General features: G+C 75.0%; 14 protein-coding genes. 11 read left to right on the top strand and 3 right to left on the bottom strand.

Annotation, left to right across the window (positions count from 1 at the left end):
• Window positions 1–143: 143 nt before the first annotated feature.
• The 3 genes from WME98_RS19900 (at window position 144) to WME98_RS19890 (ending at window position 7041) form a co-directional block, all read left to right on the top strand.
• Entirely contained in the window at window positions 144–2894 is a 2751-nt protein-coding gene (locus tag WME98_RS19900; RefSeq protein WP_437952702.1) for an AAA family ATPase, read from the top strand.
• Window positions 2895–2999: 105 nt separating this feature from the next.
• Window positions 3000–5288: a protein kinase domain-containing protein gene (locus WME98_RS19895; RefSeq protein ID WP_437952701.1), complete on the top strand. Its 2289-nt coding sequence runs from the start codon at window positions 3000–3002 to the stop codon at window positions 5286–5288.
• An 88-nt stretch (window positions 5289–5376) separates the two neighbouring features.
• Complete coding sequence (locus tag WME98_RS19890; RefSeq protein WP_437952700.1) at window positions 5377–7041, top strand: ABC transporter substrate-binding protein; 1665 nt, start codon at window positions 5377–5379, stop codon at window positions 7039–7041.
• A 114-nt stretch (window positions 7042–7155) separates the two neighbouring features.
• Here the strand turns inward: WME98_RS19890 and WME98_RS19885 are convergent, their stop codons facing one another.
• Window positions 7156–7539 carry a nuclear transport factor 2 family protein gene (locus WME98_RS19885; RefSeq protein ID WP_437952699.1) on the bottom strand — a complete coding sequence of 128 codons (384 nt, stop codon included), beginning with the start codon at window positions 7537–7539 and terminating at the stop codon, window positions 7156–7158.
• 161 nt (window positions 7540–7700) lie between these two features.
• Window positions 7701–10547, bottom strand: coding sequence for a hypothetical protein (locus tag WME98_RS19880; RefSeq protein WP_437952698.1), 2847 nt, complete (start codon window positions 10545–10547; stop codon window positions 7701–7703).
• A 260-nt stretch (window positions 10548–10807) separates the two neighbouring features.
• Between WME98_RS19880 and WME98_RS19875 the strand changes: the two genes are divergently transcribed.
• The 8 genes from WME98_RS19875 (at window position 10808) to WME98_RS19840 (ending at window position 19837) form a co-directional block, all read left to right on the top strand.
• Window positions 10808–11014 (top strand): hypothetical protein, encoded by a 207-nt coding sequence (locus WME98_RS19875; protein ID WP_437952697.1) that lies wholly within the window; start codon window positions 10808–10810, stop codon window positions 11012–11014.
• Between the two features lie 66 nt (window positions 11015–11080).
• The gene (locus tag WME98_RS19870) at window positions 11081–11770 is read left to right on the top strand and encodes a sterol desaturase family protein (protein ID WP_437334595.1); all 690 of its coding nucleotides are present in this window, start codon (window positions 11081–11083) and stop codon (window positions 11768–11770) included.
• A gap of 48 nt (window positions 11771–11818) precedes the next feature.
• Entirely contained in the window at window positions 11819–13054 is a 1236-nt protein-coding gene (locus WME98_RS19865; RefSeq protein WP_437952696.1) for a hypothetical protein, read from the top strand.
• A 242-nt stretch (window positions 13055–13296) separates the two neighbouring features.
• Window positions 13297–14964: an ATP-binding protein gene (locus WME98_RS19860; protein WP_437952695.1), complete on the top strand. Its 1668-nt coding sequence runs from the start codon at window positions 13297–13299 to the stop codon at window positions 14962–14964.
• Window positions 14961–16142, top strand: coding sequence for a response regulator (locus WME98_RS19855; protein WP_437952694.1), 1182 nt, complete (start codon window positions 14961–14963; stop codon window positions 16140–16142). The genes WME98_RS19860 and WME98_RS19855 overlap by 4 nt, the downstream gene beginning before the upstream one ends.
• 187 nt (window positions 16143–16329) lie before the next feature.
• The gene (locus WME98_RS19850) at window positions 16330–17337 is read left to right on the top strand and encodes a hypothetical protein (protein WP_437952693.1); all 1008 of its coding nucleotides are present in this window, start codon (window positions 16330–16332) and stop codon (window positions 17335–17337) included.
• Window positions 17338–17564: 227 nt separating this feature from the next.
• On the top strand, window positions 17565–18227 hold the full coding sequence (locus WME98_RS19845) for a superoxide dismutase family protein (protein ID WP_437952692.1): 663 nt from the start codon (window positions 17565–17567) through the stop codon (window positions 18225–18227).
• Window positions 18228–19066: 839 nt separating this feature from the next.
• The gene (locus WME98_RS19840) at window positions 19067–19837 is read left to right on the top strand and encodes a PAS domain-containing protein (RefSeq protein ID WP_437952691.1); all 771 of its coding nucleotides are present in this window, start codon (window positions 19067–19069) and stop codon (window positions 19835–19837) included.
• Between the two features lie 46 nt (window positions 19838–19883).
• On the opposite strand, the gene WME98_RS19835 is transcribed toward WME98_RS19840, so the two are convergent.
• On the bottom strand, window positions 19884–21716 hold the full coding sequence (locus tag WME98_RS19835; RefSeq protein WP_437952690.1) for a serine/threonine-protein kinase: 1833 nt from the start codon (window positions 21714–21716) through the stop codon (window positions 19884–19886).
• Window positions 21717–21854: the final 138 nt, after the last annotated feature.

Below are 21854 nucleotides of genomic sequence, written 5' to 3'. Positions count from 1 at the left end.
CGCCGGGCACAACCGCGGGCCGGCCGAGCGGCGCCGCGCGAGCTCGTCCTGGCGGACGCCGGGGCGGGCAAGGGACCTCCGATCCGAAATTTGGCCCTCCCGCCCCCAGCATGCGAACCCGGGGCCTGGAGACCTCTGCAAGGATGACCAGCCCTCGCTCCCACGCCGAGCTCGTCACGCTGCGCAAGCTCGCGCAGGACCTCGCCGCCCAGCGCAAGGAGCGCCTGTCGAGCGTGCACCTCCTCGCCGCCATCGCCCTGAGCGGAGGCCCCGCCGCGGAGCTGCTCCGCGATCGGCGGCTCGACGACGAGGCCCTGCTCAAGGCGAGCCGATCGGTCGACGACGAGGGCCCCGACCCGATCGGCCGGGCCATGGGCGGCGCGCGCGACGTCGCCAAGCGCGCGACGGCCAAGGAGCCCGCGGCGCTCCACCTGCTGCTCGCGCTCCTGTCCGACCGCAGCTCCGCCGCGCACCGGGCCCTCACGCAGTCGGGCGTCGACCTCGCGCGGCTCAGGACCGCCGCGCTCCAGATCGCCCTCGGCGTGGTCCAGGCGCGGCGGACGCCCATCCGGGTGGTCCACGACGGCGGCGCGCCGGAGAAGCCGGCCGCGCCGGCCAAGACGGCGCCCGCGCGCCGCGCCCGCGGCGACGTCGAAGGTCCAGAGCGCACGCCGCGCCCCTCGGCCGACCTGCGGCCGTCCAAGGCCACCGGCATCGCCGTGCCGGAGCTGCGGCCCTCCAAGGGCGCCGGCGTCGCCGTGCCGGAGCTGCGGCCCTCCAAGGGCGCCGGCGTCGCCGTGCCGGAGCCGCGGCCCTCCAAGGGCGCCGGCCCCGGCGTCACCGTGCCGCTGTTCCCGCCGCCGCGCCGGCCCATCGCGGCCCCGAGCGCCGGCGAGGCCCCCCTCCCCGCCGAGCCGACCGCCCTCACGCCCGCGCCCCGGCGCGCCCTCGCGGCGGACGACGCGGCCGCCTCGCCCGTCCCGCCCTCCGTGGTGCGGCCGCTCGCGGGGCTCCCGGCCGCCGCGAGCTCCGTCGCGGCGCGCTTCACCCTCGACCGCGCGCGCTTCCCGGCCCTCGCCTCGCTCGGCCACAACCTCTCGCTCGCCGCGGCCCAGGGCGAGCTCGAGCCGATCGTCGGGCGCGAGCGCGAGATCGAGCAGGCGCTCGACGTCCTCGCCAAGCGCCACGCGAACAACCCCTGCCTCCTCGGCCCGGCGGGCGTGGGGAAGACCTCCGTCGCGCGCGGCATCGCGCACCGGCTCGCGTTCGAGGAGCGGGAGCCGCGCATCGTCGTCGAGCTCGTGCCGTCGGAGCTGCTCGCCGGCACGGGCGCGCGCGGCGCGCTGAGCGAGCGCCTGTCCGCGCTGCGGGCGGAGCTCCGCGAGGCGGGCGGGCGGGTCATCCTGTTCATCGACGGCATGTCGGAGCTCTTCGGCAGCGGCGCGCTCGACGAGGCGATGGCCGAGCTCAAGCTCGCGCTCGCCCGCGGCGAGCTCACCCTGATCGGCACCGCCACGCCCGAGGAGTACCGGAAGAGCATCGAGGTCGACCCGGCGCTCGCGCGGCGCTTCACCGTCGTCGAGATCGACGAGCCCGAGGAGGACGAGGCGTTCCTGCTGCTCCAGAGCGTCGCCGTCGGGCTCGGCGCGCACCACGGCCTCGCGTTCACCGACGAGGCGCTCGCCTCGGCCGTCGCCTGGTCGGTGCGCTACCTGCCCGGGCGCGCGCTGCCCGACAAGGCGCTCTCGATCCTCGACCTCGCGGGCGCCCGCACGCGCCGGCGCGCGCGCCCGCCCGAGAGCGCCCGCGCCGAGCTCCGCGACCCCGCGCGGCAGGTCGGGCCCGCCGAGGTCGCCGAGGTGGTCGCCGAGCTCGCCGACCTCCCGGTCGAACGGCTGCTCGAGACCGACCGCGAGCGGATGCTCGCGCTGGAGACGCTGCTCGCCGACCGCGTCGTCGGCCACGGCGAGGCGCTCGCGCGCATCGCCCGGGTGCTGCGCCGGAACGCGGCCGGCCTGCGCGCGCGCCGGCCGATCGGATCGTTCCTCCTGCTCGGCCCGACCGGCGTGGGCAAGACCGAGACGGCGAAGGCGATCGCCGAGGCGCTGTTCCACTCGCCGGACGCCATGACGCGGCTCGACTTCTCCGAGTACGCCGAGTCGCACGCGGTCGCGCGGCTGGTCGGCGCGCCGCCCGGCTACGTCGGCCACGAGGCGGGCGGCCAGCTCACCGAGGCGGTGCGGCGGCGGCCGTACCAGGTGGTGCTGCTCGACGAGATCGAGAAGGCGCACCGCGACGTGCTCGAGGCGTTCCTGCAGGTCTTCGACGAGGGCCGCCTGACCGACGGCCGAGGCCGGCGCGTCGACTTCACGAACACCGTCCTCGTGATGACCTCGAACCTCGGCGCGGCCGAGGCCGGCGCGCTCCGGTCCGAGCGCGCCGTCGGCTTCGCGCGCGCCTCCGGGGCCGTGTCGCCCGAGCGCCTCGGCGAGGCGATGCTCTCCGCCGCCCGCGCCGCGCTCCCGCCCGAGCTCTACAACCGCATCGACGAGGTCCTCTGCTTCTCGCCGCTCACGCGGGCGGACGTCGCCGAGATCACGCGCCGCCTGCTGGGCGGCCTCGAGCGCGAGCTCGAGGCGCGCGGCGTGGAGCTCGAGGTCGAGCCGGCGGCGATCGACGCGCTGCTCGACGCGGGCGGGTTCGACCCCGAGCTCGGCGCCCGGCCGATGAAGCGCACGATCGCGCGGCTCATCGAGGCGCCGCTCGCGGAGCTCATCCTGCGCGGCCAGCTGGAGGAGGGGTCCGCGGCGCTCATCGGCGTCGAGCAGGGCGAGGTCGTGGTGGACGCGATCGCGCGGGCCGGCGAGCGGCGCTACGCCGCGTGCTCGAGCTGAAGCCGAGATCCGGCGGAGATCCGCGCGTCGAGGCGCCGCGCGGAGCACGCTCCGCGCGCGCGAAAGGGTCTCCGCCGGCCGATCGCTCGTGTAAGCTGCACCTCGATGAGCAGCGCGGGAGGCGGCCCTCACCGACCGGGCTCGCTGCGGGGGATCCCGGGACCCGGTGAGATCGTCGGGGGCAAGTACCGCATCGAGCACGTCATCGGCCAGGGAGGCATGGGGGTCGTCGTCGCGGCGCGCCACACCACCCTGAAGCGGCGCGTGGCGCTGAAGTTCCTGCTCCCCGAGGAGAACCGCGACGCGCAGGACGTGACGCGCTTCCTCCGCGAGGCGCAGGCGGCGGCCGCCATCACGAGCCAGCATGTCGCCCACGTCATCGACGTCGGCACGACCGAGGCGGGCGTGCCGTACTTCGTCATGGAGCTCCTCCGCGGGATCAACCTCGCCGAGCTCATCGAGCAGCGCGGGCCGCTCTCGATCGAGGACGCCGTGGGCTACGTCCTCGAGGTGTGCGAGGCGATCGCCGAGGCGCACGCGCTCGGGATCGTCCACCGCGATCTGAAGCCGAGCAACATCTTCCTCGCCGAGCGGGAGGACGGCTCGAGCCAGATCAAGGTGATCGACTTCGGGATCTCGAAGACCCTGGACGCGGGCGCGCTCGGCGCGGACAGCAAGCTGACAGCGACGCGGATGATCCTCGGCTCTCCGCCGTACATGTCGCCCGAGCACGTCCGCAGCGCGCGGAACGTCGACACCCGGACCGACATCTGGGCCATCGGCGTGATCCTCTACGAGATGCTCACGGCCAGGCGGCCGTTCGAGGCCGAGGCGGCGTCCGCGATCTTCGCGAGCATCGTGGCCGATCCGCCCGCGCCGCCGCGCCGCCACCGCGCGGACATCCCGGACGAGCTGGAGCGCGTCATCCTGAGCTGCCTGGAGAAGCGCCCGTACCTGCGCCCTCAGACCGTCGCCGATCTCGCGCGGTCGCTCGCGCCCCTCGCGCCGGAGCGCGCCCGCGCGCCCCTGGAGCGGATCCTCTGCAGCGGCCCGGGCGTCCCGACCGCCCGGACGGCCCCCGCCGGAGCCCACGAGCCCGTCAACGTCGAGGGCCCCACGCTCACGATGGAGCTCGCCGAGCCACGGGGCGCGGCGTCCAGGAGCACCCCGCCCGCGGCGCCGCTTCCGGAGCCGCGGGCCGAGCCGGCGCGCGACGCGGCGGAGCCGGACCCGCCGCGGGGGGCCGCCGCGGGGGGCGCGCCGGCGCGGCGGTACGCGACGACGGTGAGCACGGCGAAGCTCTGGGAGAGCGCGACGCCAGCGCGGCGCGCGCCCGAGGACCGCGGCGGCGACGAGGACCGGGCGAGCGCGACGACGCGGAGCCGGCGCCCGTCCATGGGCGCGCGCCGCGTCCTCCTCGGGGCCGCCGCCGTCGCGCTCGCGGGGCTCGGCGTCCTCGCGCTCCGGAGGTCGGGGGAGCGCGAGCCGAACCCGAGGAGCGAGCCGCACCACCGGGAGCAGCAGCGCCAGCTCGTCAGCGAGGCGTGCAAGCAGAGCCGCGTACGCCTCCAGAGCGGCGCGGCGCTCGGCCCCCTGGAGGGCGTCGGCTGGGAGGTCGATCTCTGGCTCGCCCGCGGCGGCGGCGAGCCGGGCGCCGAGGAGCGCCCCTCGCCGGAGAGCGCTGCAGAGGCGCCGTCGCGCGAGCCCACCGGCGCTGCCCAGGCGCCGGCGGGCTCGCGCGCCGGCGACGCCGCCCCGGCGCTCGGCGCGGACGCCCCGCCGCTCTCCGCCGCGTCCCTTGGCGACATCACGGCCGGCCGGCGGCTCACGCCCGCGCTCGACGCGGCGCTGAGCCGCGTGACCGATGGAACCGTCACGGTCAAGGAGGGCAGCCCCCCGAGCTCCCGCGCGTTCAGCCACATCACCGTGACCTTCGGCGACGGCTATGGCCGCGCCTTCTTCGACGCGCAGGTCCGGCCCAGGTTCATCGCCGTCGCCGAGCGCCTCTACCAGGCCGCCGGCGCGGAGCTCGGCGCGCTCTACGCCCGCTGCGCCGCGCTCGAGGTGGCGGACCTGGGCGTCTGGTTCCGCGGCCGCGACGCGAGCGGCGCCGCGGCCGCGCTGCTCTATCACATGGAGATCCGCGCCGAGCCGGCGCCGTCGGCGTTCGCCGCCCTCGCCCCGCTGCGGGTCCGCGCGCTCCGGGCCAGGGTGAGCGGCGCCGGGCTCGACGACAAGGCGCTCCAGGCGCTCCTCGATCGGCTGGGCGCCGACGTCGCGCCGTCGCAAACGGGCACCGCCGTGACGTTCCCGGCCGAGGCGCCGCTCCGCGCGAGGATCGTCAGCCGCGAGCTCTCGGATGCGCTCACCGCCGCCGAGCGCCGCGCGCCCTGAGCTCCCGCGCCCGCGGCCCGCGCCGCCCGCTTCGAGGCCTCGCCCGGTGAGCCGGTACCCTCGATCGGGCTCGTGTATCATGCCGCGCATGGGGGAGCCTACGCGCGCAGGAGAGGAGCGGGGACGCGCGTCCTTCGGGCAGCGCGCCGGGCTCCTGTCCAGGGTCGCGCTGCGCGTCGGCGTGCTCTTCGTCGCGTTCCCGCTCGTCGTCGCCGGGGCGGCGTACCACCAGGCGCGGCAGGAGGAGGCGGCCGCGCTGGCGCGGCACGGGGACGCCATTGCCGACCTCCTCAACTACAGCGCGCGGGCGCTCCTGGAGCAGGGGGCGCCGCACGCGATGCAGCGCGTGCTGGCGAACTGCGCGCTCGTCACCAGCGTGCGCCGGGTGCGCCTCACCGACCTCTCCGGCAACATCCTCGCGAGCAGCTATCGCCCCGAGGTCGGGACGTCGAGCGCCTCTCCGCTGCTGCGCAGCTTCCTCGACGAGGGCGCCAGCCGGCCGATGGTCCAGCTGCTGGACGAGCGGAGCGAGCTGACGATCGTCCGGCCCATGTACCATAGCCCGGCGGGGGGCATCACCGCCCAGCACGTGGTCGGGGCCATCGAGCTCGTCATGCAGCGGCGGGACGTCGACGCGATCGCGACCGCCGCCGCGCTCCGGATGCTCGCGATCGCCGGCGCCGCGTCGCTCGGCCTGTTCGCGGCCGTGCTCCTCGTGCTGCGCGCCACGCTCGCGCGCCCCGCGAGCGCGCTCCCCGCCCCGGCGCGCTCGCGCGGCGGGGGCCGCCTCCGGCGCCTCGCCGGCCTCGCCCTGCTCGCGCTCCTCGCGGCGGCGTGCAGCGAGCCTGCGCCCGCGCCGCTCCGCGTGGGGCTGCTCGTCTGGGTGGGATACTCGCCGCTCTACATCGCGGCCGAGCACAAGATGAACGCGCCCGTCGAGGCGGAGATCATCACCTTCAGCACCGGCGTGGACATGGAGCGCGCCTTCATCGACGGGAAGCTCGACATCGTCGCATCGACCTTGTTCGGCGCCCTCCGGCTGGCAGACCAGGGGATCGATCTGCAGACCGTCATGGCGCTCGACACCTCGGACGGCGCCGACGGCATCGTCGCCCGCGACGGGATCGCGAGCATGCGCGACCTGAAGGGCAAGCGCGTGGCGGCCGACCTGGCCACCATCAGCCATCTCGTGCTGATCCGGGCGCTCGACAGGTCGGGGATGTCGACGTCCGACGTCGAGATCGTCAACCTCACGCTCGAGCAGACCACCGACGCGCTCCGGACGGGGAACGTCGACGCCGCCGTCAGCTGGGAGCCCTTCCTTTCCCAGGCCGTCGCCGACGGGGCCAAAAAGATCTTCTCGAGCGCCGAGCTCCCGAACGAGATCACGGACGTGCTCCTCATGACCCGGGAGGCCGCCGCGCGGCGCGGACGGGACACCGTCGCATTTCTGCGCGGATGGGACCGAGCGCTCGAGTTCTGGCGGGCCCGGCCCTCGGAGGCGCTCGGCCTCATGGCGCGAGCCCAGGGGATGAAGGTCGATGAGTTCGAGAGCAGCATGACCGGCCTGAGCCTCCTCGACCTCGCGCGCAATCGGCAGCTCTTCGACCGATCCGCCGGGGGGCCGTCGCTCTGGGCCGCCTACGACGCGACGGCCCAGGCGATGAACAAGGCGAAGATGCTCGAGAACACCCCGGCTCCCGCGGAGGCGCGGCTGAACCCGGGGCTCGTCGCCGCCGCGCTCCAGAAGTGACGCCCTGCCGCCGCGCCCAGCGGCCCGATCCCGGCGGCGAGCCGGGCGGCCGCGGCCCGCGATCGCCCCCGCGCGCCATGGCATTCCGCGGCGCGCTCCCGCGGAAGCGAGGCGTTATGCCGCGCGCCCCAGCTGGAGCCCGAGCGCCCTCGGATCGAAGTACGCCTTGAACCGTCTGATGAGACCGGCCGGGTGCTCGATGACGCTCACGCCCTCGTACGAGAACACCGCTCCATGGGCCAGCGTTCCGTGGCTCTTCCACTCGAGGAGAGAGGCCCTGTCGGACTCGGCGATGCACCGGAACTCGGATCGCACCTCGCCAAAGGTGTGGCGGTAGCCGCGCCAGAACTCGCGGGCTCCCTCCGGGCCGTGGAGCGGCCTCGAGATCGTCGGGTTGCTGAGCTCGGCGTCGGGCGCGAACAGCCGCGCCATGGGCTCGACGTCGCCGCTCTCTTCGAGTCGGCGCAGGGCTTCGATGAATGCGCTCGCCTTGGACATGATGCCTCCTGCAGCGCGGGCGCTTGCAAGGGGCGGACCTCGGCCCGCTCGACGAGCGGCGACGCTGCCTCGATCGCCCGCTACGGCGGCGCTGCCTCGATCGCCCGCTACGGCGGCGCTGCCTCGATCGCCCGCTACGGCGGCCCCGCCTCGATCGCCCGCTACGGCGGCCCCGCCTCGATCGCCCGCCGGTACCGCTCCCGCCGGTGCGGCTCGCGCAGGATCTCGTAGGCCTCGTCGAGCACCTCGATGACCAGCCGCACGTCGTCGAGCAGGTCCACGGTCGCGGCCGTCAGCAGGGTCGACGGCTCGAACGCCTTCCGGAGCGCGAGGTACGCGCGGCGGATCTCGTAGTTCGTCGCGTCGCGCGGGATGCCCAGGATCGAGAAGTAGTCCCCGTCCTCCACCAGCGCGAGCCGCGCCCGGACGCGCTGCCGGATCGCCTCCTCGTCGAGCGGATCCTCGACCGGCGGGGGCGGCGCCTCGGTGATCGACGGCGGGATGAGGACGTCGAGCACCTCCAGGCAGACGAGCGCGTAGAGCACGCTGGCGTTCTCGGGCTCCGCCGCGTTCACGAGCTCGCCGACGCTCCGGCCGCGCGCGGTGCGCACGAGCTCCTCCTCCTCGCGCCGGAGCGCGCACTCGCCGAGCAGGTTGCGCCGGGCCCCGTCGTCGAGGCGCGCGCCGGGGCCGCCCAGGCGGCGCAGGGCGACCTCGGGGGCGATCACGCGGCGGATCGTCTCGACGAAGACCTCGGCGCCGGTCGCGCCGCCGAAGACGTTGGGCTCGGCCTTGAGGCGGCCCGGCGGCTCGGCCTCCAGATCGCACGTGCCGGCCTCGACGAGCACGACGTGGCCGATGACCCACTCGGCGTGCGCGCGCAGGACCGGCCAGAGGTCGTCCTGGCCGAGGTGGCCGTGCGCGATGAGCGCCGCGCCGGCGTGCCGGCCCGACGCGGGGAGCTTGCCCGCGAGCCGCGCGGCGACCTCGCGCTCGAGGTCGCCGCGCCCGACCAGGAAGGCGAGCAGCGTCTCCTCCGGGACGCTCGAGCCGGCCGTGACGAGATCGCCCTCGTGCAGGACGATCCGCCGCGCGCCCTCCTCGGTCGCGATCGCGAGGGAGCCGGAGGCGCGGCTGCCCACCGCGCGGGCGAGCGCGCGCGGCGCGTCGCCCGGGCCGAGCACCGTGGTCGAGGAGGCGTCGCTCGAGATCGGCGCCTCCTCGACGAGCTGCGGCGGCGGCGCGTGGCCGAGCGCGCCCGTGCTGACCGTGGCGGGCCCGGAGGGCACGGGCGGCATCGGCGGCGAGGGCGCGGGCGGCATCGGCGGCGAGGGCGCGGGCGGCATCGGCGGCGAGGGCGCCGGCCCACGGAAGCCCGCGCCGGAGATCGCCACGGAGGGCGGCGCCGGCAGCGGCATGCGGCCGAGCGCCCCCGGCGTGCTCGGCGGGATCGGCGGCAGGAGGCCGCGCCCGAGCGTCCCCGCGCCCAGCGTGGCGGGCCCGCCCGGGGGCGTCGGCGCGCGCGCCCCCGCGGCGGAGCGGACCGGCGCGGGCGGCAGCGGCTCGGGCTCGGCCCCGCCGCCCGGCGGCAGCAGCGCGGTCCTCACCTCGACCGAGGGCGGCGACACGAACGCGACGCCCGGCGGGGGCGGCGGCGGCGGGGGCGGCGGCGGAAAGCCGGGCGCGCGCGGGTCGCGGGCGCCGCGCGACCGGGTCGGCGGCGGCTCGGTGTAACGCTGGCGCACGCTCGGCTCGAGGCGCGCCGACGGGGCGCGCCAGTCGAGGTCCTCGCCGCGCGCGGCGGACGGCAGCGCGCGGTCCCACGCGGGCTCCTCGCGCGGCGCGGGCGAAGGCGCGGGCGAGCGCTCCCACGGGGACTCCGTGCGCGGCGGCGGCGACCCGAAGCCGTGGGGCCGGCCCGCCTCGCGCGGGGTCGGCGGCGCGGCGTCGCGCCCGCCGCTCCGGCGCGCCGGGGCGCCGTGGTCGCGCTCTTCCCTGCCCGGCAGGTCGATCGAGAGCGCCGCGAGCTCGAGCCCGGCGCGCTTCGTCGCGAACGGCGCGTCGAGCGACGGATCGGCGTGGAGCTCGCCGTCGCTCTCGTCCTCGCCCGGCTCGGCGAGCTCGGCGAGGAAGTCGCCGGGCCCGGTGTGCTCGGCGCGCGTGGCCGGCGGGTGCAGCGCGGCCGCGGCGCCGTGCGGATCGGAGCTGGTCCTCGGCTGCGACGCCGCGCCGGCGCCGAGCGGCGCCTGGCCCGCGCTCGCGCCGGTGTGCTGCTCGTCCTCCTCCGGATCGAGCGGCTCGTCGAGCGCCGAGAGCAGCTCCGGCGACAGCATCAGGTCGACGTCCTCCTCGGCCGCCGGGATGCTCGACGGGTGCGCCTTCGCCGTGACCCGTTGCTCGGCGGCGACGAGGATCTCCTCGAGCTCCGGGCTGATCCGCGCCGGCAGCAGCCGCGGGCCGACCGCGTCGCCGTCCTCCGGCGGCGGCAGCACCGAGCCGACGTCGAGGGGGTCGAGATCGCTGGCGAAGTCCGGGTTCGACGGGACCTCGCTGTCGACCGGGCTCGAGTAGCCCGACGGCATCCGCGCCGCGGCGGCCTGATCCCCGCGGAAGCGCCCCGGCTCCGCGACCGCGCTCACGTGCGCGGCGAGCTCGGCGATGTCGACCGGACGCTCGAACACCTGCCCGAACAGCTGCGGATCGAGCTCGGCGGAGCGGACCGGATCGCCCACGAGGAGCACGGACGCGGCGACGCCGCCCGCCCGGAGGTAGAGGCGCTCGAGCGCCTCGATCGCGCCGGGCTCGTCGATGTCGACGATCACGACGCGCGGCGCGTCGCTCGCGAGGCGCGCCTCGAGCGCGTCGATCGGCGCCGCGATCACCTCGAAGCCCCGGGCCCGCAGCGCCGCGCCGATCGCCGCCCCTTCCGCCGAGGCGTCGGCCAGGAGGATGGCGCCCGCGCGCAGGCGCGCCTGCACGGCTTCGTGGTCGTCGCGGAGCTCGGACACGGCGGTCATCTCGTGGCGGCGGCCCAGCGGAGCAGCACCCAGGCCCCCGTATCGCCTGGACTCTCAACGGTCGCAGGCGGGCTGTCAAACGGGTTCGCGGCGCCTCGGGTGTTCCCGCCGGGCAGCGGCGCTTCCGCCGCAGATCGCCGGCGCGCGGCCGGGCGCTCGCGGCGCGTGGGCGGGCGCTCGCGGCGCGTGGGCGCGCCCCGCCAAGCGCCGCACGGGCCCCGCGGCGCGCGCAGCGTGGTAGACCTCGCCACATGGTGCTCGGCGCTTCCCCGAACGAGATCGCCCTGACGGCCTTCCTGCTCATCGTGGTGCTGCTCGCCGCGAAGATCGGCCGCATCGGCGAGGCCATCGGCGGGCTGTTCGAGCGGAACGCGCCCGCGGCGGACGGAGACGCGCCCGAGGACGGCGCGGATCGTGCGGATCGTGCGGATCGTCAGGAAGAGCGCCAGGAAAGCTGAGCGCGCCGCCGCGCCGGCGCCCCCGCCCGCGCTTGCGTTCTGTTTTTTTGAAATTCATAGTCTTCGATGGCTGTGAACGAGCCGGCTCCGCCGCGGCGGCCGCGGCCGCCGCGGCGCGCGGCGATCGCGGCGCGGATCCCGCGCGGGTATTCCCCGGCGCTCCACCTCGCGGCGCCCACGGCGCTCGGCGCGCTCGTGCTCGCGGCGGCGGTGTGGCTCCTCGACGCCGTCGAGGCCGTCGAGCTCCTCGCGGTGCCGGCGACGCTGCTGCTCGCCTTCGCCTTCGAGTGGTGGGCGCACCGGTCGGTGCTGCACCGCCGGGCGCCGCTGCTCGGCGTGCTCTGCGAGCGGCACGAGCGCGAGCACCACCTCGCCTTCACCGCCGACGACATGGCGCTGCGGAGCGCCCGCGAGCTCTGGCTGGTGCTGACGCCGCCCTACTCGGCGCTCCTTCTCCTCGCCCTGCTGCTGCCGCTCGCCGCGGGCGCGGCGCTCCTGTTCTCGCGCGACGCGGCGCTGCTCGGGCTCGCGACGGCGATGGCGTTCTTCGTCGGCTACGAGTGGCTGCACCTCGCGTATCACCTGCCGGCGGAGAGCCCGGTGTACCGCGTCCCGGGGCTCGCGCGGCTCCGCGAGCACCACCGGCGGCACCACGACCCGCGGCTCATGAAGCGCTGGAATTTCAACGTGACCGTGCCCGTGTTCGACATCGTCCACGGGACGCGCTGGTCGCCGCCGCCGCGCACCGGGGCGTAGGCGCCGCGCGCGGGGCGTCCGCCGCGCCCGTGTGCTAACGGGTCGCGCGTGCAGACGCGGACCAGAGACGGCCTCGTGCTCCTGCTCGTCGGGGTCCTGCTCGGCGGCGGGCTCGCCTGGCTGCTCGGCCGGCGGCGGGAGAGCCCCCCCGCCGCGCCCCGCGCGCTCGACGCCGTGCCGGCGGGCGCGCTGCTCGTCGCGACGCTCGATCTGCCGGCGCTGCGCGCCTCTCCCGCGTTCGCCTCGTTCCTGCGCGAGGAGCGCGAGATCCCGGGGCTCGGCAAGGTGCGCGACGTGTGCGGCTTCGACCCGCTGGCCGGGCTCACCGAGGTCGCCATCGCCATCCCGGCGGCGGGCGAGGGCGGCGACTTCGGGCTCGTCGCGGCCGGCGCCGTCCAGGACCAGGCGCTGCTCGCGTGCGCCTCGAAGGTCATCGAGGCCCGCGGCGGCAAGCCCGTCGTCGCCGAGCTCGGCAGCTTCCGCGCGGTGCGGGACTCGAGCGACGAGGGCCGCGGCGAGATCGCCGTGCGCCCCGGCGGGCCGATCCTGCTCGGCGGCGGCGCGTACCTGCGCGCCATGGTCGACGCCGCCGAGGGGCGCGCGGCGACGGTCGGCGCGAGCGGCGCGCACGACCACATCGCCCGCGCGGTCGGCGAGGGCGCGGCGCGCGTCACCGTGGTCCTCACGCCCGAGCAGCGCGCCGAGCTCGGGCGCGAGCTCGCGCTGAGCGGCGCCGGCCGGGCGCCCGCGGCGTCGATCGTCGCCGGCGGCGCCGCGGTCGCGCTCGGCCCCGAGATCGCCGTCCACGGCGCCGTCCTCTGCGACGCCGAGGCCCCCTGCGCCGAGCTCGGCGCGCAGCTGCGCGCCGCCCGCGACGCGCGCGCGGGCGACCTCGCGACGCGGCTCATCGGCCTCGGGGCCGTGCTCGAGCGCGTCGCGATCGCCGCCGACGGCAAGGCGCTCCACGCCCGCGTCAAGCTGTCGGCCGAGGAGGCCGGCGCCCTCGTCGAGCGGCTCGCCTCGCTGCGCGGCCTCCGCCAGCCGTCGCTCGCGCCGAGGGAGCCGCTCGCGCCGGCGGAGCCGCCCGCCCTCGGGCGCAGCGCCGCGCCGCGCGGGGACGCCGCGCCGCGCGGGGACGCCGCGCCGCGCGGGGACGCCGCGCCGCGCGGGGACGCCGCGCCGCGCGGGGACGCCGCGCCGCGCGGGGACGCCGGCGCGCCGCCGCCCGACGCGATCATCACGCCCCGTCGGCGGCCCGTGCCGGACGACGCCGGCACGCCGTGACGCCGGCAACGCGCGCAGAGATGCACCCAGCGTGCAGGACAGCGACCGCCGCGCCGCGCCGCGGCGGGGCGGTTCCGTGGGCCGCCTGACGAGCGCGCCGCTTCCGTGGCGGCGCCGCGCGGCGCGGCCGAACGCGGGCCGCACGCGCTGTCCCGAACTCCTGTACGCTGATCGCTGCCTTCGGGCGGGATCGGCGCTCCGGCCCATCCCGCCGTCCAGCAGGTGGGTGGGGGGCTTATCGCATGCAGCTGGTCGGGATCTCCGCCTCGGTGGTCGTCGGGACCCTCCTTGTGGTCGTCCTCTGGGCGCTCCGCCGGCGGCTCCTCGCCTGCGAGCGCGCCCTCGAGCGCAAGGAGCAGGAGCTCGCGGTCAGCCGCGCCGCGGAGCAGCGGCTCGGCGAGGAGCTCGTCGAGGCGCGGCGGGCCGAGGAGGAGGCGCGCAGGGCGCGGGCGGAGGCCGAGGCGGCGAGCCGGGCGAAGAGCGCGTTCCTCGCCAATATGAGCCACGAGCTCAGGACGCCGCTCAACTCGATCCTCGGCTTCGCGCAGCTCATGGAGCGCGACCTCTCGCTCGGCCACCGCCACCGCGAGAACCTCATGGTCATCTGCAAGAGCGGCGAGCACCTGCTCGGCCTCGTGAACGACATCCTCGAGATGGCGAAGATCGAGGCCGGCCGGATGACGCTCGTCGACGCCGACTTCGACCTCCACGCCCTGCTCTCGGGGCTGTCGGAGATGTTCTCGGTCGAGGCGCAGAAGCGGGGGCTCACGCTCGCGATCGAGCGGGAGCAGGACGTGCCGCAGCACGTCCACGGCGACGAGGGGAAGCTCCGGCAGGTGCTGATCAACCTGCTCGGCAACGCGCTCAAGTTCACGCCCCGGGGGTCGGTGACGCTGCGCGCCTGGGCGCGGCGCTCTACAGGCGTGCGTGAGGGCGGCGCGCACGACGGCGCGGCGGCGGCGCGGGTGCGGGTGTCGTTCGAGGTGGTCGACACCGGCCGGGGCATGGCCAAGGAGGAGGTCGAGGAGCTCTTCGAGGCGTTCGGGCAGACCGCGACCGGGCGGAGGTCCGGCGAGGGCACCGGCCTCGGCCTGCACATCAGCCGGCGCATCGTGCGGATGATGGGGGGCGACATGCAGGTCGAGAGCCAGCCCGGCCGCGGGACGACGCTCCGCTTCGACGTGCGCCTCACGCTGGCCGACGCGGGCGACGCGCGACCGGGCGGCGCTGCGCCGCGCGCGCGGCGGGTCGTGGGGCTCTCGCCGGGGCAGCCGAGGTACCGCGTGCTCGTGGTCGACGACCGGTGGGACGTGCGCCACTGCCTGCTCAAGCTGCTCGACTCGGTGGGCGTCGAGGTGCGCAGCGCGACCAACGGCCTCGGCGCGGTGGCGCAGTGGGAGACGTGGTCGCCGCACCTCGTCCTGCTCGACCTCCGCATGCCGCTGCTCGACGGCTACGAGGCGGCGACCCGCATCAAGTCGAGCCCGCGCGGGCGGGAGACCGTCGTCGTCGCGATGACCGCGAGCGCGTTCGAGCAGAACCGGTCGCTCGCGGCGGAGGCCGGGTGCGACGATTTCCTGAGCAAGCCGTTCCGCGACGCCGAGATCTTCAGCCTCCTGACGAAGCACCTCGGCGCCCGCTTCGAGCTCGAGGAGGGCCCCGCGGAGCGGCGGCCGGCGGGGCCGCCGGCGGTCGACCTCGCGCGCGCGGCGGCGGGGCTGCCCGCGTCGCTGCGCAAGGACCTCCGGCGGGCGGCGACGCGGCTCGACGCCAAGGCCGTGCAGGCGGCGATCGACCGGTTCCGGCCGGAGGACGCGGAGCTCGCGGGCGCGGTGGCCGAGCTCGCGCGGGGGTATCGCTTCGACAGCATCTTGGCGCTATCGAGCGCCGACGAGGAGGAGCCGTCATGACGGACACGGACGCAAAGCCGCTCGCTCGCGGGGCGGCCTCGGGCGCGCGGCCGGAGCGCCCCCGGGAGGAGCCCGCGAACATCCTGATCGTGGACGACATGCCGGCGAACCTGTCGCTCCTCACCTCGATGCTGACGGCGCAGGGGTACGAGGTGCGGGCGGCGATCAGCGGCGCGATGGCGCTGATGTCGGCGTCGGCGGTGCCGCCGGACCTGATCCTGCTCGACGTGAGCATGCCCCACATGGACGGCTACGAGGTGTGCCGGCGGCTCAAGGCGGACGCGCGGACGGCGGACATCCCGGTCATCTTCCTGAGCGCGATGACCGGCATCGGCGACAAGGTGATGGCGTTCGACGCGGGCGGCGTCGACTACGTGACGAAGCCGTTCGAGCTGCGCGAGGTGCTGGCGCGGGTGGGGACGCAGCTGCTCCTGCACCGGCAGCGCCGGGAGCTCGAGCGGCAGCGCAAGGAGCTCGAGGAGCGCTACGCGCAGGTGCGCCAGATGCACGCGGCGCTGCGCGGGTACCTCTCGGACCGGGCGTGGGAGAGCATCGAGGAGAGCGTATCGTCGAACCGGCCGAGCGCGCCGGCGCGCGAGGTGCTGACGGTGCTGGTCAGCGACATCGAGGAGTTCGTGCGGCTCTCGGAGCACGAGGACCCGGGGCCGCTGCTCGCGGATCTCAGCCTGTACATGGCGACGGTGGCGCAGGTCGTCTACGACCACGAGGGCGAGGTCGACAAGTACGTGGGCGACGGCATGCTCGCGTTCTTCCGGAGCGCGCCGGACGCGCTCGCGGCGGCGCAGCGGATCCAGCGGAGCATCGCGGCCTTCAACGAACACCAGCGCTCGCGGGGCCGGCCCGCCTTCCCGACGCGGCTCGGGCTCGCGACAGGGCCGGTCCTGCTCGCGAGCATCGGGTCGAGCGGCAGGCGGGAGTTCACGATCATCGGCGATCGTGTGAACACCGCGTTTCGGATTCAGGCACAGGCGAAGGCCGGTGGCCTGCTGATGGATGAGGCGACGTTCGCCGCGGCCGGGAGCCCGACAGGGGCGATGCCCGCGCTCGTCCGGATCCGGGGCAAGCAGGGAGAGGAGAAGCTCTATGCGATGTCGCCGGAGGCGATCTTGGTGAACGTTAACATGGGGCGAATCGGCGGCGGGGCCGACGGCGCCTGAGGGCTCTCGCTCGCTGGGAGCCGCGCAAAGGCCGGTGATTCAAGGGGTAATTCTGGCGTCACCCGCATCACCGCGCGCGCCGCGCCACGCGGGATCGAGCCCGTGGATCGAGCGATCTACCAAAAGCGTTCGTTCTTGAACCACGCGACGCGCTCGTGCAATAGTCGCCGCGGAGGACAGAACCGACATGAAGCTTCGACATGGCATTATCTTGCTGGGCCTGCTCGTGACGTCTGGAGTGGGCGCAAGCGCGTGCTCGGATGACGATGGCAACGGGACGACGGCGACGACCTCGACCGGCAGCGGCACGGGCGGCGGCGGCACCGGCACGGGCGGCGGCGGCACGGGCGGCGGCGGCACCGGCACGGGCGGCGCCACGACGGGCACCGGCGGCGCCGGCGAGGGCGGCGGCAACTCGGCCTGTGCCGACGGGGCGCTGGTCTGCGACGACTTCGAGTCGTACGAGGCCCAGGGCGCGCCCGGCGGCAAGTGGACGGTCTACACGGCGATGGATGGCTCAGCCGTCACGGTCGACACGGCCATGGCGTACAGCGGCACCAAGTCCGTCAAGGTGACCACGCCCGAGAGCTCGGGAGACAACAACTACAAGTCGGCGATGATCCAGTTCAAGGACGCGGCGGCCCTCCCCGTCGACGGGAACGTCATCCATGGACGCATGATGTTCTTCCTCGAGGCCGCGCCTGACACGGACGTGCACTGGACCATCATCGACGGCGCGGGCACCGTTCCGGGCAAGGATTTCAATGGGATGCCCTACACGGCCGTGTACCGCTACGGCGGCCAGCATCCGAGCGCGAGCGGCAGCCAGCTCATGGCGAACTACGATACGCCCGGGCAGTGGACCAATCCCCCGACCGGGCCGGCGACGGACTGCTGGCATCACGCCGAGGGGAAGGTGGTCCCGGTGGGCAAGTGGACGTGCGTCGAGTTCACGTTCGACGGGCCGAACAACGAGATGCGCTTCTCGATGGACGGCACGGAGATCCCCGAGCTCACGATGTCCGGGACCGGCCAGGGCTGCGCCAACAACATTGAGAACTACGAGTGGACCGCGCCGGAGTTCACCAGCATCGGCTTCGGCTGGGAGTCCTACCAGAGCGACGCGCCCCGCGCGATGTGGATCGATGACGTCGTGATCGGCACCGGGCCCATCGGCTGCCCGGCCGAGAAGTGAGCTCGAGCTCGCCCCGCTGAGCTCGGAGGCGCGGAGGTTGACTCCGCGCCTCGTTCATTGCAGCGCCGGGGCCGGCGTCGGGCGGGCCCTGAATCCTCGGGTCTCCGCGGGGCCGGGGCGGCGGCGGCGGCGGACGATTGTTGGGCTCGCCGATTGATCGCTCGCCGGGTCCGGCCTACGAGACGGCGGAGGTCCAACGCCTCACGAACCTGGAGGTCTCCGCTGTGATGAAACCGGCCCATCGTCTCTCGCTGCTCGCCTCGTTCGTCCTGGTCGCTGCCGCTTGCGGCGGCTCGCCCGAGCCGGCCCCTGCGGTCCCCGACGTGCCCGCCCAGCCGCAGCCCGCGCCGGAGGCGACCCCGGCGCCCGCGCCCGAGCCGGCGGCCCCCGAGGCCGCGGCCACCCCGGAGGGTGGCGGCGAGGCGCCTGCGCCCGCGGCGCCTGTGACCGTCGAGGTACCCATCGAGGCGCGGAGCAAATCGAAGCTGAAGGGCTCCGCGACGTTCACCGAGGTCGAGGGCGGCGTGAAGGTCGCCGTCCAGGTCTCGGGCGCGCCCAAGGGCAAGATCGCCGTGCACGTGCACGAGACCGGCGATTGCAGCGCGCCGGACGCGAAGAGCGCGGGCGCGCACTACAACCCCGAGAACCACCCGCACGGCCTGCCTGACGGCGCGGCGCGCCACCTCGGCGATCTCGGCAACATCGAGGTCAAGGCCGACGGGACCGGGACCCACGAGATCGTCGCCAAGGGGGCGAACCTCAAGCAAGGCGCGCCGAACTCCTTCCTCGGGCGCGCCATCATCGTCCACGAGAAGCAGGACGACGGCAGCCAGCCCGCCGGGAACGCGGGTGGTCGCATCGGTTGCGGCGTCATCGGGCAGAGCAAGTGAGCCGCCTCCGCGGCGCGCTCAGGATGCGTTGAGTCCACCTCGCTCGAAGCCGAGGGGCCAAGGACGCCGGGAGGACTGCCGGTATGCCGTTCCTCTCTGGCGGCTTGGTGCGTTAGAGCGATCAGCCCTCTTCCTTCTCCCGTCTGCCCTCTCCCGTCTGCCCTCTCCCGTCTGCCCTCTCCCGTCTGCCCTCTCCCGTCTGCCCTCTCCCGTCTGCCCTCTCCCGTCTGCCCTCTCCCGTCTGCCCTCTCCCGTCTGCCCTCTCCCGTGCTCGTCCTCCGTGCGCGTGCGCGTGCGCGATTTCCCGGAGTCAGCGCGCACGCGCACGCACGCGGGAGGGAAGACGGAAGACGGAAGACGGAAGACGGAAGACGGAAGACGGAAGACGGTTCCGGGCAGTGGCCGCTCAAACGATGTGAGTACGGCGACGTGAGCACGGGCACGCCTCTGTTCCACAAACGACGCTCACATGGCCTGCCGAGCATGGCGTCGCACGCTGACGCACACGGCGCCTGGTCTTGATCCCCTGTGTTCTCCGGCGGGCTCGGCAGAGGCAGACAGGCTCGGACCACGCGACGTCCGCAGCGGGGGCGACACGGCCGCGATCGAACGGCTGTTCGCGTCCTGGCTCACAGGGGCGAGCTTGTTGTGGAGCGAGGCGCACCCATGCTACGCCTCGATCCGGTGCGGGCCGTGCACGGCACGGAGGGGGCATTCCAATGATGAAGGGTCAGGATGACCGAGACGAGCTGAGCACTCTGCGTCAACGCGTCGCCGAGCTGGAGCTCGCGGAGAAAGCCTGGCGCGAGCGCGACCTCGTTCATCTGTCGCTCCTCGACATGCTCCCTCAAAGCATCTACCGGAGCGATCTGGACGGGCGGTGTGTCTTCGCGAACCGCGCGCTCCTCGCATCGGTGGGGATGTCCATGGAGCAGCTTCGCGGAAAAACGCCGTTCGATATCTACCCGCGCGAGCTGGCCGAGAAGTACAAGCAAGATGACGCCCATTTGTTGAAGACCGGTCAGGCCTTCGAGACGATCGAGGAGCACAGGGTGCCTACGACCGGAGAGATGATCTACGTCAAGGTGATCAAGGCGCCGGTGCGCGACCTGCGCGGCGAGATCGTGGGGATCCAGGGTATCTTCTGGGACGTCACATCGGAGCACATCGCACGGCAGCTCTCGGACGAGAGAGCAGCACATGCGGCGGCCGTGCGAGAGCTCAGCACCCCGTTGATCCCGATCGCCGACAAGATCGTCGTCATGCCGCTCATCGGCACCATCGATAGCACCCGCGCGAACCAGGTGCTCGACACGCTCCTCGACGGCGTCGTCGCGAGGCAGGCGTCCGTCGCGATTCTGGACATCACCGGCGTTCGCGACGTCGACTCGAGCGTGGCAGATTCCCTCGTCCGCGCCGCTCGGGCGGTCGGCCTCGTCGGCGCGAAGGTCGTGCTCACGGGGATCAAGCCGTCGGTGGCGCAGACCCTCGTGGAGCTGGGCATCGATCTGGGATCGATCGTGACATCTGGCACGCTCCAGAGCGGCATTCGTTATGCGTTGCAGCAGATGCACCCCGCGTCGGCCCCGTCGCCGGGGCCTTTGCGTTGAGCTCTCTCCGGACTCCCGGCGGGTGGAACTACTCCTCTCCTCTGCGTCATCGAGGAGGAGCGCTGACCTGTATCCCTTGTTGCCGCGGGGACGACCCCGGAACCGGAAGGCTCCGGCTCGCGGGGAGCCCCGGCACCGCCGCGGCGCGGCCCGAGGGGTCGCGAGCCATGCGCCCGATCGGATCCCGGAGCGCCTCGCGCTGGAGGTCCGCCACCGGCCCGGACGGAGGTGGCAGGGGCGCCGAGGACGCCGCGGCGGACGGGAGGGCCTGACCCGCAGCGTCGGCGCCGCGCGCCTCGTGCCCAGCGACGACCGCGGGCGTCGCACCGGAAGCGCGAGGGCCCGGCGGCGGCTCGCCGGGCTGAGCGCCGCTCACGAGCAACGCGGCGACGATCACCGCCGCCAGCGCCGCCACGACCAAGCCCGCCCGGGAGGGCGAGCGCAACCGCCGCTCCCACGTCGCCGAGGAGTCCCTGTCGCGCGAGCTCGCATCGACGAGCGCCATCTCGACGTCCTCGTCGACGTCGACCCGCGTCCCGGCAACGGTGACCGCCTCGCTCGGCGCCACGGTACCGGCCGCCTGCGCGCACGACGCGGCGGGCACCGGCGCCGCCTCGCCCGGCGCCGCCAGCGCCTCCTCGCCCCCCGCCGCTATCGCCGCCTCGCCCGGCGCCGCCAGCGCCTCCTCGCCCCCCGCCGCCAGCGCCGCCTCCGCCCGCGCGCGCGGCGTGTCCGGCAGGGTGGCGACCTCGCTCTGCTCCACCGGATCGACCTCTTCCCCCGGCGCCGACGGCGGCGGGGCCGGCGAAGACTGCCCCCCCGCGGGCAGCGCGAACGCCGCGCCGCCCGAAGGCGGACAGGAGCCCGTGGCCGCCGAGCTCGGGCCGCGCTCCCCCGCGCCCTCTCCGTCCACGCCGACGCGCGCGCCGGACGTCGAGTCGCGCAGGCCCCCGCGGAGGACGCGCTGGATGCGCTCGACGAGCGGCTCCGCCGCGGGCGGCGCGAACGGGCGGAGCGCCAGCGTGAGCTCCGCCAGATCGGGCCAGCGCCGGTCGCGATCCCGCTCGAGGCACCGCATGATGATCGGATCGATCTCCGGCGTGAGCCCGCGGCGGACCTGCGACGGCAGCGGCGGCACGAACTTGCCGCCGAGCACCAGCGAGACCGTCTGCACCGAGCGGGCGTGCATCGGATACCGGCCCGTGAGCAGGACATACAGCAGCGACCCCACCGCCCAGATGTCCGCGCGCGCGTCGACGTCGCGCTGCCCGCGCATCTGCTCGGGAGGCATGTAGTGCGGCGTCCCGAGCATCTGACCCGTGCTCGTCCGCATCTCGGAGACGCCCAGCGACGCCGCCTCCGACACCTTGGAGATCCCGAAGTCGAGCACCTTGATGCACGGCGCGTTCTCGCGGGTATGCGTCAAGAAGAGGTTGGCCGGCTTCACGTCGCGGTGCACGAGCCCCAGCGCGTGCGCCTCCGCGAGCGCGTCGCAGGCCTGGATCACGTAGAGCGTCGCCTCCTCGACCGGCAGCGGGCCCCGCTTCTTGCGGATGACCCGGAGATCGCGGCCGTCGAGGAACTCCATCACCATGAAGGGCAGCCCGCTCGGAAGCCGCCCGACGTCGTGCACCTTGACCGCATGCTCGCTCTTCAGCCGCGCCGCGATCCGCGCCTCCCGGAGGAAACGCTCGCACATCTCCGGATCGGCCGCGGTGGCCGGGAGCAGCAGCTTGATCGCCCGCAGCTCGCCGAGATCCATGTGGGTCGCGGCGATCACCGCGCCCATCGCGCCCTTGTCCAGCAGGCGATCCACGCGGTACTTGCCGGCGATCAGCGTCCCGATCTCCAGCCCTTGGATCTCTTCCAGGCCGCGCATGTCCGAAGCCTCCGACCGAGAACGCCGCGCCGCAATGCCCAGCATACCGCAGTCGATCCGCGGCGCGGCGACCGACGAGCCGACGGCCTCGAGTTCAGCGACGCCATAGTGCGACACCGCCGCCGCGGAGCGCCGGGA

The organism is Sorangium sp. So ce296 (assembly GCF_051529605.1).
GTDB lineage: Bacteria > Myxococcota_A > Polyangia > Polyangiales > Polyangiaceae > Sorangium > Sorangium cellulosum_D.
Note: the sequence above shows the minus strand (reverse complement) of the source record. Positions and strands in the feature narration are given on the sequence as shown.

Bases quoted from the DNA above. Each gene is read 5' to 3' on its own strand.
- WME98_RS19850 (WP_437952693.1), top strand. From the start codon at position 16,330: ATGAAGCTTCGACATGGCATTATCTTGCTGGGCCTGCTCGTGACGTCT.
- WME98_RS19855 (WP_437952694.1), top strand. From the start codon at position 14,961: ATGACGGACACGGACGCAAAGCCGCTCGCTCGCGGGGCGGCCTCGGGC.
- WME98_RS19890 (WP_437952700.1), top strand. From the start codon at position 5,377: ATGGGGGAGCCTACGCGCGCAGGAGAGGAGCGGGGACGCGCGTCCTTC.
- WME98_RS19845 (WP_437952692.1), top strand. From the start codon at position 17,565: ATGAAACCGGCCCATCGTCTCTCGCTGCTCGCCTCGTTCGTCCTGGTC.
- WME98_RS19860 (WP_437952695.1), top strand. From the start codon at position 13,297: ATGCAGCTGGTCGGGATCTCCGCCTCGGTGGTCGTCGGGACCCTCCTT.
- WME98_RS19870 (WP_437334595.1), top strand. From the start codon at position 11,081: ATGGCTGTGAACGAGCCGGCTCCGCCGCGGCGGCCGCGGCCGCCGCGG.
- WME98_RS19895 (WP_437952701.1), top strand. From the start codon at position 3,000: ATGAGCAGCGCGGGAGGCGGCCCTCACCGACCGGGCTCGCTGCGGGGG.
- WME98_RS19840 (WP_437952691.1), top strand. From the start codon at position 19,067: ATGCTCCCTCAAAGCATCTACCGGAGCGATCTGGACGGGCGGTGTGTC.
- WME98_RS19875 (WP_437952697.1), top strand. From the start codon at position 10,808: ATGGTGCTCGGCGCTTCCCCGAACGAGATCGCCCTGACGGCCTTCCTG.
- WME98_RS19835 (WP_437952690.1), bottom strand. From the start codon at position 21,716: ATGCGCGGCCTGGAAGAGATCCAAGGGCTGGAGATCGGGACGCTGATC.
- WME98_RS19885 (WP_437952699.1), bottom strand. From the start codon at position 7,539: ATGTCCAAGGCGAGCGCATTCATCGAAGCCCTGCGCCGACTCGAAGAG.
- WME98_RS19900 (WP_437952702.1), top strand. From the start codon at position 144: ATGACCAGCCCTCGCTCCCACGCCGAGCTCGTCACGCTGCGCAAGCTC.